This is a genomic window from Stenotrophomonas sp. YJH_SMC_40 (assembly GCF_059368615.1).
Window position 1 is genome coordinate 32,393 of the sequence record NZ_JCAFRX010000014.1, and the last position, 16,486, is coordinate 48,878.

The 16,486-nt window shown below is 66.4% G+C and carries 14 protein-coding genes and 1 pseudogene; all 15 read right to left on the minus strand.

What is annotated here, in order from left to right; genetic code table 11:
• Window positions 1-6: 6 nt before the first annotated feature.
• On the minus strand, window positions 7-1,650 hold the full coding sequence (gene fliF / locus AC5P6X_RS20140) for a flagellar basal-body MS-ring/collar protein FliF (protein WP_322533749.1): 1,644 nt from the start codon (window positions 1,648-1,650) through the stop codon (window positions 7-9).
• Window positions 1,651-1,663: 13 nt separating this feature from the next.
• Window positions 1,664-2,029, minus strand: a complete 366-nt coding sequence (gene fliE / locus AC5P6X_RS20145; RefSeq protein ID WP_005409552.1) for a flagellar hook-basal body complex protein FliE — start codon at window positions 2,027-2,029, stop codon at window positions 1,664-1,666.
• Window positions 2,030-2,475: 446 nt separating this feature from the next.
• On the minus strand, window positions 2,476-2,598 hold the full coding sequence (locus tag AC5P6X_RS20150; RefSeq protein WP_262408386.1) for a hypothetical protein: 123 nt from the start codon (window positions 2,596-2,598) through the stop codon (window positions 2,476-2,478).
• Between the two features lie 211 nt (window positions 2,599-2,809).
• Window positions 2,810-4,287: pseudogene (locus AC5P6X_RS20155) on the minus strand (sigma-54 dependent transcriptional regulator).
• A complete protein-coding gene (locus tag AC5P6X_RS20160; protein ID WP_005409556.1) occupies window positions 4,284-4,661 on the minus strand; it encodes a response regulator in 378 nt (125 codons plus the stop codon). The pseudogene AC5P6X_RS20155 and the gene AC5P6X_RS20160 overlap by 4 nt, the downstream one beginning before the upstream one ends.
• A 14-nt stretch (window positions 4,662-4,675) precedes the next feature.
• A complete protein-coding gene (gene rpoN, locus AC5P6X_RS20165) occupies window positions 4,676-6,085 on the minus strand; it encodes an RNA polymerase factor sigma-54 (RefSeq protein ID WP_088435876.1) in 1,410 nt (469 codons plus the stop codon).
• 438 nt (window positions 6,086-6,523) lie between these two features.
• Window positions 6,524-7,156 (minus strand): response regulator, encoded by a 633-nt coding sequence (locus tag AC5P6X_RS20170; protein WP_005413261.1) that lies wholly within the window; start codon window positions 7,154-7,156, stop codon window positions 6,524-6,526.
• A 92-nt stretch (window positions 7,157-7,248) separates the two neighbouring features.
• On the minus strand, window positions 7,249-7,827 hold the full coding sequence (locus tag AC5P6X_RS20175; RefSeq protein WP_005413262.1) for a PilZ domain-containing protein: 579 nt from the start codon (window positions 7,825-7,827) through the stop codon (window positions 7,249-7,251).
• Window positions 7,824-8,117 (minus strand): hypothetical protein, encoded by a 294-nt coding sequence (locus tag AC5P6X_RS20180; protein ID WP_005413263.1) that lies wholly within the window; start codon window positions 8,115-8,117, stop codon window positions 7,824-7,826. Before AC5P6X_RS20180 ends, AC5P6X_RS20175 begins: the two co-directional genes overlap by 4 nt.
• The gene (fliS, locus tag AC5P6X_RS20185; RefSeq protein ID WP_005409561.1) at window positions 8,114-8,530 is read right to left on the minus strand and encodes a flagellar export chaperone FliS; all 417 of its coding nucleotides are present in this window, start codon (window positions 8,528-8,530) and stop codon (window positions 8,114-8,116) included. Before fliS ends, AC5P6X_RS20180 begins: the two co-directional genes overlap by 4 nt.
• Before the next feature lie 128 nt (window positions 8,531-8,658).
• On the minus strand, window positions 8,659-10,077 hold the full coding sequence (gene fliD / locus AC5P6X_RS20190) for a flagellar filament capping protein FliD (RefSeq protein ID WP_043033573.1): 1,419 nt from the start codon (window positions 10,075-10,077) through the stop codon (window positions 8,659-8,661).
• Window positions 10,078-10,517: 440 nt separating this feature from the next.
• Window positions 10,518-11,696 (minus strand): flagellin, encoded by a 1,179-nt coding sequence (locus AC5P6X_RS20195; protein ID WP_322546834.1) that lies wholly within the window; start codon window positions 11,694-11,696, stop codon window positions 10,518-10,520.
• A gap of 72 nt (window positions 11,697-11,768) precedes the next feature.
• Window positions 11,769-12,989 (minus strand): flagellin, encoded by a 1,221-nt coding sequence (locus AC5P6X_RS20200; protein WP_005413267.1) that lies wholly within the window; start codon window positions 12,987-12,989, stop codon window positions 11,769-11,771.
• A 417-nt stretch (window positions 12,990-13,406) separates the two neighbouring features.
• Window positions 13,407-14,609, minus strand: a complete 1,203-nt coding sequence (gene flgL, locus AC5P6X_RS20205) for a flagellar hook-associated protein FlgL (protein ID WP_329755682.1) — start codon at window positions 14,607-14,609, stop codon at window positions 13,407-13,409.
• Window positions 14,606-16,486: a flagellar hook-associated protein FlgK gene (gene flgK / locus AC5P6X_RS20210; protein ID WP_005413269.1), complete on the minus strand. Its 1,881-nt coding sequence runs from the start codon at window positions 16,484-16,486 to the stop codon at window positions 14,606-14,608. Before flgK ends, flgL begins: the two co-directional genes overlap by 4 nt.

Consider the following 16,486-nt stretch of genomic DNA (forward strand, 5'->3'; position numbering starts at 1 on the left):
TGAGCCTCAGTCATTGGCCACCCAGCCCTTGACCACCTGGGCCACGCGCTTGGAGTCGGTCTTCACGGCTTCACGCGCCATCCGCAGTCGTTCCTCATATGAATCCACCGGCAGGGCCAGTGCATCCGGCCCGGCCAGGCTTGCCCGGTCGGCGCCCAGCGCCGGCAGCGGGGTGCCATCGTCATCGACCAGCTGAACGTCCGCGGTATGCGGTTCCAGTGCCTGCTCGTCGTTCTTCTTCTGGCCGGTGATCGCGCGCAGCGCCGGGCGCAGCACGCCAAACAGCAGTGCCAGCACCACCACCGCGCCGAGCAGCATGCGGCCGGCATCGTGCACCCACGGCAGCTCCCACCACGCCGGGCCTTCGACCGGCGTGGTGTCACGCACGAACGGGGCATTCATCACCGACACGGTGTCGCCACGCTCGGCGTTGAAGCCGACGGCCTGCTTGACCAGCGCTTCGACGCGGGTCAGTTCGGCAGCCGACAGCGGCTGCGGGCTCATCTTGCCGTTGGCACCGGCACGCGGCACGTTGTCCACCAGCACCGCCACCGATACGCGCTTGATGCGGCCGGCCGGCTGGCGGGTGTGCTGCAGGGTGCGGTCCAGCTCGTAGTTGCGGGTGGCGTTCTTGCTGCTTTCGGTCGGGGTCTGCGCGGTGGCCGGTGCAGCCTGCTGGCCCGGCGGGCTGTTGCTGGTGGCACCCGGCACACCCTGCGGGCCAGGGGTGCTGGTGGTGTTCTCGCTCATCTGCTCGCTGCGCAGCTTCTGCGGCTCACCGTTGTAGAGCTCGCGGGCCTCCTCGGTTACCGAGAAATCCATGTCCACGCTCACTTCCGGGTTGACGCGGCCAGGGCCGGTCATCGGTTCCAGCAGCTCGCGGATGCGCTGGTTGAACGAGGTTTCCTGGCGGCGCACCTGCTCGAACTGGGCAGCGTTGACCGCCGCTTCGCTGTTCGGGTCGGTGATGCTGAGCATGCGCCCACTCTGGTCGACCACGGTCACCCGCTCCGGCGCGAGATCCGGGATGCTGGCCGCAACCATGTGCACGATGGCATCCACCTGGCTGCGTTCCAGCTGCTGGCCACCACGCAGTTCCAAGGTGACCGAGGCACTGGCTACGTCGCGCTGGCGGGTGAAGGCGCTGGGCTTGGGAATGGCCAGGTGCACGCGCGAATCGCGCACCGGGCGCAGCGTGTTGATGGTGCGCGACAGTTCGGTTTCCAGCGCGTGCTGGTAGCGCGCGCTTTCGACGAACTGGCTCACACCGAAGCCCGGGTCGCGTTCCATCAGCTCGAAGCCGAGCTTGCCACTGTCGGTCAGGCCGGAACCGGCCAGCTTCAGGCGGGCGTCGTGCAGGTTCTTTTCCGGCACGGTGATGCCACCGGTGGCCGGGTCGAGCGCGAACGGAATCTGCGCGGCGCGCAGCAGGTCGGTCGCTTCAGCGGTGGCCTTCTGGTCCAGGCCGGTGTACAGCGGGACCATGCCCGGCTTCTGCGACCAGAAGAACACGGACAGGCCTGCCGCCACCGCCACCGCGATCATCGCCATCAGGCCCAGCCGACGGGTGATCTGCAGGCTCTGCAGGCGGTCGAACCATTGCCCGGCCTTTTCGGCGTTCAGGCTGTCCTTGGAGAGCGTCAGTGCCATGCGTCTCTATTCCTTACAGCGGCATGTTCATCACGTCCTGGTAAGCCTGGACGAGACGGTTGCGGACTTCCACGGTGGCGCGGAAGGCGATCTGGGACTGCTGCGAGGCGACCATCACCTTGGCGAGGTCGGCGCTGGGGTCGCCCATTTCGAAGGCCTTGGCGAGGGCGCCGGATTTCTGTTGCGCATCGTTGACGCCGGCAATCGCACCACGCAGGGTTTCGGTGAAGCTGGCCGGCTGGGCCTGCGGTGCATCCAGCACCGTGCCCGGCAGGGCGTTGCTGCGAGGCGTTTCGCCCAGCGGGTTGAGCGCCGGCTGTCCCATCTGGGTCTGATAGGAGCGGATCTGCGAAAGGATCGAAGTGACGGAGTGGGACATCTGCAACGGTTCCAGAAACAGGGATGGGGTTGTCTGCTGTAGCCAGTGCAAGTGCCGTGCCGAAACCGGTTTTCGATTCAGTGAAGTGAGGGTGGGGGTGTTTGGTGGCAGGGCTGCGCCCTGCACCCGCAGAGGCCACGTCAACATCAACGTCAAAATCGGGCTATCCGTGGGGTGGCGGGGTGGGGCCGGTTACGGGGGACGCCGTAAATCCGTCCATGGAGGCTCGGTCGCGCCATCCATGGCGCTCACGCCCCCGCAACCGGACCCCCCCGCCTTCGACAGTTGGCCGCGATCTATTGGAACCTGCTGCTGATGGTGCTTCTGATGGTGCTTCTGATGATGGTGGGTGCCGACCGTTGGTCGGCACGGGGTCGGATCCCGTTGCAACGCAACGGGCTCTGGCTCCGGTCGTGGCGCCATTTAACCGGCGTCGGTTTTCTGGCCTATGGCTGCAGGGTCCATCGGCCGGAATTCTGGCGCTGGTCGAGCGTGGCGGGCGGTGTGCAGCCGATTGCGGTGGCAATGCCGGGGCAGAGCAGGGCGGCGAGCAGGGTGAGGCGATGCATGGTGGAGCCTCGTTGGGAGGTCCCACTCCATCCCCCGGAACGCGGCAACGTTGTCTGTAGGAATTCGTGCAGATGCGCGGCGTTGTCAGCGCGCGGCCACGGTCTCTATCCACGCATGGCGTGGATCTACTGACGTCGTGCAGCGGTGCCAGAAACACCAACGCCCGGGCAAGCCCAGGCGTTCGTGCCCCCTTCATGCTGGTAGCGCGCTTCAGCCGGCCAGTTCGGCCTGCTCGCGTTCGATGCCGTACTTGCGCAGCTTTTCCACCAGGGTGGTGCGGCGCAGGCCGAGCAGCTGGGCGGCGTGGGCGACCACGCCCTGGGTACGTTCCAGTGCTTCGTTGATCAGGCCCAGTTCGATGTTGGCCATGTGGTTGCGCAGGTCCATGCCTTCGTCGGGCAGGGCGGCCGGTGCCGCCGGGCGATTGACGGCGATGCCGTGCTCCAGCGCCGGCTGGTTGCCGCTGCCGGGCGTGTGGAACGAGAAGCTGCGCAGGTCCAGTCGTTCTTCGCTGGTGGCGGGCTGTGCCGGCGCCGGCGTAGCGACGGCGGCCAGCGCGGCATCGCCACGGTAGCGGGCCGGCAGGTCCTGTACGCGCACCGATCCACCCGGATGCAGCACGGCCAGGCGCTCGACCAGGTTGGTCAGCTCGCGCACGTTGCCCGGCCATTCGTAGCCCGCCAGTGCCTGCAGGGCTTCCGGGGTGAAGCGCACTTCGCCACGGCCGGTGCGCGCCAGCTGTGCGGCGATGGTTTCCACCAGTGCCGGCAGGTCCTCGCGACGCTCGCGCAGCGCGGGTACTTCAATGGGGAACACGTTGAGGCGGTAGAACAGATCCTCACGGAACTTGCCTTCGGCGATCCGCGTTTCCAGATCACGGTGGGTCGCGGCCACGACACGCACGTTGCAGCGGATGGTCTGGTTGCCACCGACGCGCTCGAAGCTGCGTTCCTGCAGCACGCGCAGCAGCTTCACCTGCATCGGCAGACTCATGTCGCCAATTTCGTCCAGCAGCAGGGTGCCGCCCTCGGCCATCTCGAAACGACCCTTGCGCGCGGTCAATGCGCCGGTGAAGGCACCCTTTTCGTGACCGAACAGTTCGCTTTCCAGCAGGTCGGCCGGAATGGCGCCGCAGTTGATCGCCACGAACGGGCCATCACGGCGCGGCGAGCGCTGGTGGATGGCGCGCGACACCACTTCCTTGCCGGTGCCGGATTCGCCCAGCACCAGCACGGTGGTGTCGAACGCGGCCACCTGCTCGATCATGGTGCGCAACGCAGTGACCGCCGGGCCGTTGCCGGTCGGCCCCTGCTCCTGCGCGGCACCTGCCTGGTGCTCGGCATCCAGGCGCTTGAGGCTGGCGCGGCGCAGCAGCGCTTCCATCTGCGCGTGGCGCAGCGGCGTCTCCAGTGGCCAGATGTTGGCTTCGTGCAGCCCGTGCTGCTGCGCGAAGGCTGCGGCATCACCGTCGGCCAGCAGTACCGGCGGTGGCAGGCTGCTGCCGCCCAGCCAGTTGTAGAGTGCGGTGCTGGCGGCGTTGTCGTCCAGGCTGCCGACGATCACTGCCATCCAATCGTTCTGGCGCTGCCGGCCCAGATCGAATTGAAGTCCATGAACTCCAGCAGGGCAACGGTGCGCTCTGCACGCACGGCGTCGTTGTCCAGCACAAGGATGCGCGATTCGCTCACGACTGTTCCTCCCTGAGGCCTTCCAGGATCGGCATGACTTCCTGGATGTAGGACAGCTTGCTGACGAAATTGTCGGCACCGGCACGCAGCGCGTGCTCGCGGTGCTCGGCGTCGTCGAAGTGGCTGGCGATCACGATGTACGGTGCGTCGTCCTGCGACTTGATCAGGCGGGTGGCCTGCAGGCCGCCCATCTCAGGCATTGCCAGATCCATCAATACGACCTGCGGGCGCAACGTTTCCGAACGCTCGATCGCTTCCAGGCCGTTGCCGGCGCTGCCGACGATCTGCAGCCAGTCGATCTTGCGGAAGTGGCGCATTGCCGCGTTGATGAAGCCCTCGTGGTCATCGACCAGCAGGACGGTAAGCTTGTTCATGTGCAACATCCTTTTCAGCCCACCCGGGCCAGCTGTGGTTGCCTGGCGCCGAGCCGGCGCCGTTCACGGGCCGGGGCGATGTCCAGTTGTTCCCGGTATTTTGCGACGGTTCGGCGGGCAATGTTCACCCCCTGGCGTGACAACAGGCCGGCGATCGCCTCATCGGCCAGTGGCCGACCGGCCGGTTCGGCGTCGATCAGGCGGCGGACCATGGCCTTGACCGCCTGCCCGGAGACGCTGGCGCCTTCCAGTCGGACGGCGAAGAAGTGCTTCAGTTCGAAGGTGCCGCGCGGGGTCTGCAGGAACTTGCCGGTGGTGATGCGCGAGACGGTGGACTCGTGCATGCCGATTTCCTCGGCCACTTCCTTCAGGGTCAGCGGTGCCATGGCTTCCTCGCCACGCACCAGGAACGCGGCCTGGCGCTCCACTATCACCCGCGCGGTGCGCAGCAGGGTGTCGTAGCGCATCGACAGGCCGCGGCTGAACCAGCGCGCTTCCTGCAGCATCTCGCGCAGTGCCGGGGCGGCCTCACTGGTCTCTGCCAGCGCCTGTTCGTACTGGCTGTTGATGGAGACGCGGCGACTGGTGGCCGGGTTCAATGCCACTTTCCACTGGCCATCGGCGTGCCAGGCGACCACATCCGGAACCACAACGGCACTGCGTTCCGGCAGCAGGCTGTCGCCTGGGCGTGGCTGCAGCGACAGGATCAGGCGTACCGCTTCGCGCACATCGTCGATCTCGGCGTCGTGCTGGCGGGCGAGGGCGGGGTAATCATGTGCGGCCAGCGCATCGAGCGCGCCGTCCAGGATGCGCGTGGCCAGGTGGCGGGCAGGCACCGCGCCGTGCAGGCTGCGCAGCTGCGCCTGCAGGCCCTCGCGCAGGTCCTGGGCGGCCATGCCGGCCGGGTCACCGTGCAGCAGCTGCTGGCGGATGGCTTCGACGCCGTCGGCGTCGATGTCGAACTGGGCGCTGGCCAGCAGCTGCAGCTGGCCCAGTGGCGCCTGCAGGTAGCCAGCCTCGTCGCAGTGGTCCAGCCAGAATGCGGCCACTGCCAGCTGGCGATCATCCATGTCCAGCGACAGGCGCTGCAGCACGCGCAGCTGCGGGTCGGTGGATTCGCCGGCGGCGATGCGCGCCATGCGGTCGTCGTCGCCGTCCTGCCAGCTGGCGCCGGCCACGTCCCACATCGACGACTCCGGCAGCTCGTCGAACGCGGCGGTTTCCAGCGTCGCGGTGGCAACGTCGGTGGCGTCGGCGGCCGGTGCTTCGGGCTCTTCGATTTCCAGCAGGGGATTGGAGTCCAGCAGGCGCTGGATTTCCTGTTCCAGGTGCAGGCCATCAAGCTGCAGCAGCCGGATCGACTGCAGCAGCTGCGGGGTGAGGTGAAGTTGTTGGCCCAGCTGGGTCGAGAGTGCAGCCTTCATCGTGGTTCCCCGGCGCCGCTCCCCGGCGCCTTGTGGAACGCATCTTGCTTTTGATCCGGCGGTGGCGGAATCGGGGGGTTCCTGAGGAGCTTCGTGAATTTCCTGACGGCGTGTAGGGGTATTCCCTACAGCGGCGCGGAATGTTGACGATGATCGCTGCTAAGTTGCTGATTTCCGGTGCAAGGCCCGGATTGATCGGGCTGCGCCGTGTACGGATTCCTGTCGGGGAGTGTCGGGCTGACGGGAATTCGACGCTGGGTGCGGGTTGGCTGCGTCGGCTGTCGATAGAGACGATCACCGGTAGAGTCGACTGTCAGTCGACTGCTCTCCGATCAGACCAAGGAAAAGTCCCGCGCTCCGCGCGCAAGTCGACTGACAGTCGACTCTACCAACAGCCCACTCTACCCAGCCATCGCTTGGTCACGCCGAGGCTGGCGCTTACTCCAGCTCGTGCTGATGGCGCGCGGCCAACAGCAGCAGATCGTTGGCGCGACGGCAGCCCAGTGACTCCATCATGCGTGCGCGGTGGGTTTCCACTGTCTTGACGCTGATGCCGAGGTCGGCGGCGATTTCCTTGTTGCTCTCACCCTTGCCGATGCGGCGCAGGATCTCGCGCTGGCGCGGCGACAGCGCGGCGATGCCGGTGGGCTTCTCGCGGCCGAGCATCGGTGCCAGCATCTTGGCGGAGATCTGCGGGCTCAGGAACACCTGGCCGGCATGCGCCGCGCGAAGCGCCAGCTCCAGTTCCTGCGGCGCCGCATCCTTGACCACGAACCCGACCGCGCCGCGGTCGAGGGCATCGCGCACGTGCGCGGCGTCGTCGTGCATGGTCATCATCACAACCCGGGTACCGGGCGCGCGCAGCCGGATATCGCTGAGCGCTTCCAGACCCGTACGGCCAGGCAATGACAGGTCCATCAGGACCACGTCCGGGGCGTGCTGCAGGGCCAGCTGCAGCGCCTGTTCGGCGTTGCTGGCCTCTGCAACCAGCTGCACGTCGGCAAACCCCTGCAGCAGCCGCGCCAGGCCGGCGCGGACCAGGGTGTGATCGTCGACGATGAGAACTCGCACAGGCACGCAGCAGGTCCGTGTAGGGGAGTCCACCTTAACTTAGCTGAACGGGCGCGCCAAGGCTTGCCCGCCAAGCGCGATGGTGGCAGGTTTCAGCGCGCCCGGCGTGCCTCGGCCACCTGACGCCGGTGCAGGCGGAACAGGTGGCGCTCCATGGCCATTTCCAGGCCATCGCCAAGGCGCTGGAAGCGCAGCCACAGATAGTGGCCGCCGCCGCCATCGGCCGCTTCGGCAATCACTTCCACCGGCAGGTCGATATGGTCGGGCAGCCAATCACTGGGCTGCAGACGGACCAGGCCCGCCTGGCCGGGGCTGGCGCCACTGCGCGGGCCCAGTTGCAGGCGGATGCCGCGGCGCGACCAGCGCACCGGGCGCAGGGTCAGTTCCTGGCCCTGCTGGCGGACCAGGCGGCCAAGCAGCACCATCGCCAGATCCAGCTTCGCCTCCAGCCGCTGCAATTGCAGGCTGGCTTCATTGCGGTCGTCATGCTCGTCAACGCGACTGTCTTCAACCAGCGCCAGGCTGCGCAGCAGGCCCTCGGCACTGCCGGTACGGCCGGTGCCACTGCCTGCCTGGAATTCGGCGGGCAGTGCCAGCTCGCAGCTGAGCGTTTCGTCGAACAGCTCGCTTTCGGCGGGATGGTGCAGCGACGTTGTCGGCAGTTGGGTCATGCCAGCGATTCTGCCTGCAGGTAGGCATGGGCCGCGCGAAGAGAGCGCTGGCCGTCATTCATCAGTGCTGCCACCGCATCGCGACGCTGGCGCAGCAGGCCCAGCAGGTTCTGCTGGCGCTCGAACAGCGCACTGAGCGGTGCGTGGTCGTCCGAGGTCAGCGGCTGGCTGAGCAGGGCATGCAGCGTGCTGTCGTGACCGTCGAGCAGGCTGTCGGCCTGGTCGAGGGCGTCTTCGCCCAGGGCCTTTTCGAAGGCGTCCAGCTGGGCGTGCAGTTCGTGCAGGCTCATGGCGCCACCGCGGCCGGGCGGCGCTGTTCCTGCGGGATTGCATTCCAGGCGCTGTCGATCTCGCCCAGCAACTGCAGGGATTCATCGAGGGCGGCACGGTCGTTGTGCAGGTTGGCCTCGGTCAGGCGCTGCAGCACGTAGTCGTAGAGTGCCGACAGGTTCCCGGCGATTTCACCGCCAGCCTCATGATCCAGCGAGCCATTGAGGTGGCCGACGATCGCGCAGACCTCGCCGATCGCCTTGCCCTTGCCGGCCTGGTCGCCGCGCTCGAGGCTGGCCAGGGCGCGCCGCACGCGCTCCAGCGCGCCGGCCAGCAGCATCGCCACCAGCTTGTGCGGATCGGCATCGGCGACCGCACTGGTCACTCCCACCTGGCGGTACTGCTCGGCATATTGACGGCTGGAACCGTACATTCGTGATTCTCCTTGCGCGGGGTGCCGCCGGCGGGTCGTGGGGACCGTTGCCGGCGGTGCGGCGTTGATTGCTGTTGCGTCCGTTATCGGTGCGTTACACGCCAAACTTGAGCGTTGCACGCAGTCCTTTAGCGGTTCAGCTGTGCCAGCTGCTGCTGCAGCGACGTATTGCTCTGCTGCAACTTGCCCATCAGGCTGTCCAACGCGATGAACTGCTTCTTGTAGCGCTCTTCCACGTTCTTCATGCGTGTGTCGAGGTCCTTGCGGCGCTTGTCGATGTTGTCCAGCGTGGTGTTGAGGCCCTTGGTGCGGGCGACGAAGGCGCCTTCCTTGCCGACCGTGGTGCTGACGTAGCCGTCGACCATGGTGTAGAGCGTGCCGGCACCGCCGGTGTCACCGGTGATTGCCGAGCGGATCTTCTCGGGCTGACTGGCCAGCGCGGCGGCAAACTTGGTGGCGTCCAGCACCAGGCTGCCGTCGGCGTTGGGGTAGCCACGCGTCTGCAGTCCCAGCGTTTTCGGGTCCAGGCCATCGGCGGACAGTTCCTTCAGCACGCCCGACATCACCGAGCGCAACTGGCTGGAGGCACCACGCATCTGCGCGTCGCCGGTCAGCGTGGCGGCTTCCTTGGTCTTGGCGTCGTACTTGGTCTCGGTGTTGATCGCCGCGATTGCTGCGTTGTAGGCGGTCACGAACTCCTGCATCACCTTGGTGGCTGCAGTGGTATCGGTGCTGATCACGACGGTGCTCTTGCCCTTGACCTTGAGGTTCAGGGTCAACCCCGGCACGGCGTCGGCCACGGTGTTGCTGGCGCTGACCACCGTGACGCCATCGATGGTCAGCTCGGCATCGGCTGCCGCGGTGTTTTCCTGGAGGCTGCCCACCAGTGCGGTCAGTTTCGGGTCGCTGCCGCCGTATTCGAGCTTGATGGCATTGGCGGCGCCGGTCTTTTCCTGGGCAATCGACAGGTACTGGTTGTCGCCCGAGGCGATCAGGGTCGCCTGCACGCCTTCCTTGCGGCCTGCGGCGTCGATCTTGTTGCGCACGGTGGTCAGCGTATCGCCGGCTTCCACCTCGACCTTCATCGTCTTTGCCTTGTCGCCGACGCCAACGGTCAGCGTCAAGGTTCCGGCGCCGAAGGTGTCGGTCTTCCCTACCGAGGTATTGGCAATCAGCTTGTGTGCGGTGGCAAGGGATTTCACCTCCACCTGGTGGGTGCCATTGGAGGCCGCTGCCTTGGTCGTCCCCAGGTCGTACAGTGCCACCGAGGCCGTCAGCACGTCGTCGGTGTTGGCCGGTTGGGCCTTGCCGGTGGCGGTCACGGTGCGGGTATCGAAGGCGGTGGTGGCCTTCAGTGCGGTCAGCGCGGTCTTCAGCTTGTCGAAGGCTGAAGTGACAGTGCCGATCGACGACAGCTGCATCTTGGCCTTGGACTGCTGCAGGTTCAGCGCGTTGTCGGCGGGCTTGCGGTCGGCTGCGACCAGCTGGTTGACGATGTCCGAGATGTTCAGTCCCGAGCCAATGCCACCGTATCCAAAGCTTGCCATGTGATTCTCCTGGTATCCGGGCCTGGCCGTCGTGCGGTGGCCCGTCGTCAACGAAAATAGCGGCCTGCGCCGCTGGGTCTTGAGGACTTCGTTGATGCACGTGCCGTGCCAATGGTCTGGCGCAGGTTCTGGCACGCGGGTTGCAGGAAGGATGGGGCAGGGTGCGGGTAGGTTCACCGCGGGCTGCCGGGAGTCTGCAAAAAGCCCTCCCCCAATGCAGGGGAGGGATCAGGCTACTGACAATCGGGGGGAGACGAAGCCGCCCGGTACGTACAGTCAAAGGTACAGCGCTGAAAGAGAGGTCCGCAGGAGCGGGCGATGCCAAGCCGGTTCGGGAGTGATCCCGGGCCGGGCATGGCCCGCGCCTTCGTGCATCGTGGCTTCCCGGTTGCCGCTACCGTCGGTTCGACCCGACGGTAGCGGCGCCTTCTTGCCGTGGATCAGCGCAGCAGGCTGAGCACGCCCTGCGGCACCTGGTTGGCCTGGGCCAGCATGGCCGTACCGGCCTGCTGCAGGATCTGGGTGCGGGTCAGCTCTGCGGTTTCCTTGGCGAAGTCGGTGTCCTTGATGCGGCTACGCGAAGCCGACAGGTTTTCCGACGAGGTCTGCAGGTTGGCCACCACCGAGGTGAAGCGGTTCTGGATCGCACCGAGGTCGGCGCGGGTGCTGTTGATCGCACCCAGGGCCTTGTCGACCACTTCCAGCGCCTGCTGGGCGCCGAGCACGGTGCTCACGTCCAGCTTCTGGACGTTGGCCGAGGTATCGGTGCCGGCAGTGTAGGCGCCCGCAGCTGCCGCGGTGCCCCAGGTCTTGGCGGTCGCGTCGTAGTCGCTGCGCATCAGGGCGATATCGGCGGCGGCGACAGCCTTGCCTTCCTTCACCGAGCTCAGCTTCAGGGTGCCGTCGGCATTGGCTTCGGCGTAGATGCCGGCCTCGCCGATCTTGGCGTTGATGGCGGTGGCGACGGCCTTGGAGGCATCGGCCGTGGTGGCGCCGGCCTTCACTTCAACCGTGCCGATATCCACGCCCATCACGGTGCCGGAGAAGCGGGCGCCGTCGGTGCTTGCGGCCAGGGCAGCGGTCGCACCGGTGGCGAAGGTCGAGGTGCCCAGCGAGCCGGCCTTGGCATCGATGGTCTTGTCGATGGCGATGGCCTGGCCGGCATTGGCGCCGACCTGGAACAGCTGGCTGGAGAACGAGCCGTCCAGCAGCTTGGTGCCGTTGAAGTCCGACTGCTTGGCGACGCGGTCGATTTCCGAGACCAGCTGGGTCACTTCAGCCTGCAGCGCCTTGCGGTCGCTGGCCGAGTTGGTGGCGTTGGAGGCCTGCACCGACAGCTCGCGGACGCGCTGCAGGTTGTTGCCGATTTCGGTCAGCGAACCTTCGGCGACCTGGGCCAGCGAGATACCGTCGTTGGCATTGCGGATGGCGACGTCGGTGCCGCGGATCTGCGTGCCGAAGCGCTCGGAGATCGCCAGGCCGGCGGCGTCGTCCTTGGCGCTGTTGATGCGCGAACCGGAGGACAGGCGCTGGATGGTGGTGGCCAGCGAGCTGCCGCTGGTGCTCAGGTTACGCTGAGCATTCAACGACATCGTATTGGTGTTGATGACTTGTGCCATGAGGAGAGGTCCTTGAGCGGTTGCACGTGAGTTGGGTTAGACGCCCCCGACGTGCCCCGGGGGCGGCTCATGTCAGCGCTGCAACAGGCTGAGCACGTTCTGCGGTACCTGGTTGGCCTGGGCCAGCATGGCCGTACCGGCCTGCTGCAGGATCTGGGTGCGGGTCAGTTCGGCGGTTTCCTTGGCGAAGTCGGTATCGCGGATGCGGCTGCGCGAGGCCGATAGGTTCTCCGAGGAGGTCTGCAGGTTGGCCACCACCGAGGTGAAGCGGTTCTGGATCGCGCCGAGGTCGGCGCGCACGCTGTTGACCGATTCGAGGGCCTTGTCGACGATCGACAGCGCCTTCTGTGCGCCTTCGGCGGTGGTGACGTTCAGGTCCTTGACGAAGTTGGCCGTGGCGCCAGTCAGCAGGCCGCCGTTGGTGCTGGTTTCGGTCAGGCCCAGGCCAGCGATGGTCGCGGCGGTGGCGCCAGCCGGCGGGGTTGCGGCACTGACGCCCAGGGTGAAGGTCTGGCCGTCCTTGACCGAGGCCAGGCTGATCACACCGGCATTGACCGAGGCCATGACGCCGGTTTCGCCCAGCTTGTTGTTGATCGCGGCGGAGGTGGCCGAGGTGATCGATTCGCCCGCCTTCACGGTGAAGTCGTTGATGGTGACCGTGGTGGCGGTGCCGCCCGGCGGGGTCACCGAGATCTGCAGGCCGGAGTAGGTGGTGTCGGCGGTGGCCTTGTCGGCGGCGGCCAGGCTGGTGCCGGTGTAGCCGTTGGCGAAGGTTGCCGCGCCCAGCGAATCGGCCTTGGCGTTGACCACGCTGTTGATGGCGATGGCCTGGCCGGCGTTGGCGCCGACCTGGAACAGCTGGCTGGTGAAGGAGCCGTCCAGCAGCTTGGTGCCGTTGAAGTCAGCCTGCTTGGCCACGCGGTCGACTTCCGAGACCAGCTGGGTCACTTCAGCCTGCAGGGCCTTGCGGTCGCTGGCCGAGTTGGTGGCGTTGGAGGACTGCACGGCCAGTTCACGGATGCGCTGCAGGTTGTTGCCGACTTCGCTCAGCGAACCCTCGGCGACCTGGGCCAGCGAGATACCGTCGTTGGCGTTGCGGATGGCCACGTCCAGACCGCGGATCTGGGTGGTGAAGCGCTCGCTGATCGCCAGGCCGGCCGCGTCGTCCTTCGCGCTGTTGATGCGCAGGCCGGACGAGAGGCGCTGGATGGTGGTAGCGAGCGAGCTGCCGCTGGTGCTCAGGTTGCGCTGAGCGTTGAGCGACATCGTATTGGTGTTGATTACCTGTGCCATGGGGTCGTCTCCTCTTATATGGAACCCGTTGGTGAATGAAACGAAGCGCCGCCTGTTTTTTTGTGTGGCTGTGTGCTTCGCTGTTGCCAAATGAATAACGGCGCTTTGTCAACAACCTTTAGCCGTGAATTCCGTCGACGCTGAAATCCGGTGCCGGAGGCTGTTTTTCCGGGGTTTTCCAGCCCTGGCCGGGCGTGAAGGCGACCCCGGAAGGGGCGGTTGGGCATGCCCAACCAGCGCTGATGAAGGTATCGGCGGGGCAGGGCCGGGCTTGATGGGCAATCACGGAAAATGCGTGCAGCACGTTTCCGGTAGCGCCAGCCCACGCCCGGCGAGCGCGACGGAACGGGCGCGCAGAAACGAAAAAGGCCGCGATGCAGGGCATCGCGGCCTTTCAGGGGTGACGCAGGAGATGCGTCAGCGGATCTTGTTGAACAACGACATCGACTGCATCTGCGAGAAGATCGTCTGTGCCGCCTGCAGCGCGGTGCTCTGCAGCTGGTACTGGCTCAGTGCATCGGCATAGTCCAGGTCGCGCATCTGCGACAGCGTGGTCTTCAGGGTCACGCTGTTGGCTTCACGCATGTCGGCGGCATTGTCCAGTGCCTTCAGCTGCGCACCGCCGGCCGCACGCGAATCGATCATCCGCTCCGACGCACGGGCCACATCGCGCAGGGCGCTCTGCAGTTCGTTCTGCTGCGCGCTCATCTTGGCGGTGGTGCCGGTGTCGGCATCAAGCGCGGCAATCAGCTTGTCCATGGTGTCGAAGATGTCGCGGCTGGTTGCCGGCTTCACACTGAAGCTGTCACCGGCAGCGGGTGCGCCGGTGATCTGCAGGCGGACTCCGTTGACTTCCACGTTGTCACCAGCCTTGAACGTGCCGGTGCCGGTCACGTTGCCAGCGCCGTCCAGTAGCTGGTACTGGTCGGCGGCGGTGAAGCGGATGCTGAAGGACTGGCCGTTCCAGCTGTCGCTGCCATCGCGGGTGATGTTGGTCAGCACGCCGTTGCCGGTATTGCCGGCCGCGGCGACACCATCGACGAAGCCGTCGCCGGTAGGAATGCGCATGAAGATTTCGCTGCCGGGCAGGGCATCCCGCACATAGGTATCGGGGCCGACTTCAATCTGGCGCTGGGTCTGGTCGCCACGGTAGACCACCTTGCCATTGATCTTGGCGAACGGCGGATCGCCATCGTTGGTGCCGCCGAACACGTAGCGGCCGGTGCCGTCGTCGGCGTTGGCCAGCGACAGCAGGCCCTCGCGGATCTGGTTCAGTTCGGTGATCAGCGTTTTCTTGTCGGCGGCGCCCAGTGCCGGATTGCTGGCCTGGATGGTCAGGTCGTTGACGCGCGCCATCAGGTCGTTGACCTGGGCCAGGGCGTTCTCCTGTACGCCCAGTCGGTTCTGCACGTTGCCGGCATTGAGTTTCATCCGGTCCAGTGCGGCCAGGCTGCGGTCAAGCCCGACCGCCGCACCAGCGGCAACCGGATCGTCCTTGGCGCTGACGATCTTGCTGCCGGTGGCGATCTGCTGCTCCAGGTGGCTGAGCTTGGCCTGCTTGGCCATCATCAGCGACACGGACTGGTTGAACATCATGCTGGTGGAGATACGGCTGCTCATCGACGGACGGCTCCCAGGATGGTCTGGAACATGCTGTCGGCGGTGGAGATCAGCTGTGAGGCTGCCTGGTAGGCCTGTTGCAGGCGCAGCATGTCGGCCGCCTCCTCGTCCAGGTTGACGCCGGATACCTCATCGCGCGCTTCCTGCGCCTTGTCATTGATCACCAGCTGCGCTTCCAGCGAATACTCGGCCGAGCGGGCGGCTGCACCGACCTGGGTGGTCAGGCCACCCAGGGCGCCGTTGAGGGTGACCGTGCCGCTGTTGAATGCCTTGGCGCTCTCCACCTTGGACAGCCTGGAGGCGTTGCTGTTGTCCGACGAGCCCGCCGGAGTCGGGGTGATGTTGAAGGTGTCGCCGACCTTCGGCGCACCGTCCAGCACGAAGCTCCAGCCGTTGGCACTGATGGTCTGGCCGGGCGTGTAGGTCTGCGGCGGGCCCCCATCGATGGTGTAGGTGGTGGCCGAGGTGAACACGATCGCGGCCGGATTGCGCAGGTTGGCGTTGGTCGAATCGCTGACGGTGACACCGCTCAGCTTGCCGGTGCCCGTGTTGGACGTCGCCGCCGCGCCCTTCACCGCAGCGGCAGCGGCGATGCGCGACGGATCGGTGATCGCCACTTCCATGCTGCCAGCCACGCCTGCGGTCGGCTGCAGCAGGAAGCGGTCGTTGGCCGCCGGGGTACCGCCGACCACCAGCTTGACGCCGTTGATCACCAGTGGATCGGCCGCCGTACCGGTGCCGGTCAGCGGAACGTTCGCACCGGTGTCGGCACGACTGGCCTTCCAGTTGGTGCCATCGAACTGCAGCACCACGTTCTGCGCGTCCAGCTTGCCGAGGTCGCCGTAACTGGCGCTGAGGCTGGCGGTGCCGGTGTTGGCATTGTTGGCGGTGACGCGTGGATTGCCGATGTTGAAGAAGTCACCCCCGAGCTGGCCATACAGGTCCACGCCCTGGTGATGCACCTGGTTGAAGCTCTCGGCCAGGCCTACCGCCAGCTTGCCCAGCTCGGCCTGGGCAGGCGTCAGCACGGTGTCGCGGAATTCCAGCAGGCCGCCGATCTGGCCACCGACCGCCTTCGGGTCGAGCCGGATGGTGTTGCCCTGCGTTTCCAGCGCCAGCTGCAGGCGCTCCGGCTGGTACGGGTCGGCCACGGTGGTGACCTTGGTCGCCGTGGTGCCCACCACCAGCGCGTTTCCGCCAGCGGTATAGACATTCATGATGCCGCCGTCCTGGATCACTGCGGTGCCACCGGTGTAGCCGATCAGCTGGGTGATCAACTGGTCGCGGCGGTCGAGCAGGTCCGGTGCGGCGGTAGCGATGTTGGTGCCTATCGCACCGTTGATCTGCGCGATCTCCTGCGCCAGCCGGTTGACCTCGGTGGCACCGGCCAGCAGGCCGTTGTTGACCTCGCTGTTGAGGTTGTTCAGGTGCGTGTTGAGCTGGACGAAGCGGTTGGCCAAAGCCTTGCCACCATCCAGCATGTTCTGGCGGTCGGCGGTGCCGGCCGCGTTGGACGACAGGCCGCTGACCGAATCGAAGAACTTCGACCAGACGCCGGACACGTTGGTTGCCGCGTCGGAGAACAACGAATTGACCCGGTCGGCCATGCCGGAGAGCTGCTTCAGGCGCGCCAGCTCGCCGCTGCTGTCGAGCAGGCGCGAGATCGCCAGCTGGTCGGCGGTACGGCGGATGTCGGTGATGCGGGTGCCGTTGCCGACCGTGCCGTAGCCGTAGTTCTGGGGATCAGCCGTGGCGAAGTTGACCTTCTGCCGGCTGTAGCCCGGGGTATTGAGGTTGGCCACGTTGTGGCTGGTGGTCGCCAACGCACGCTGGAAGGCGAGCAGGGCACCGGTACCGGTGGAAAGTACGCTGGACAT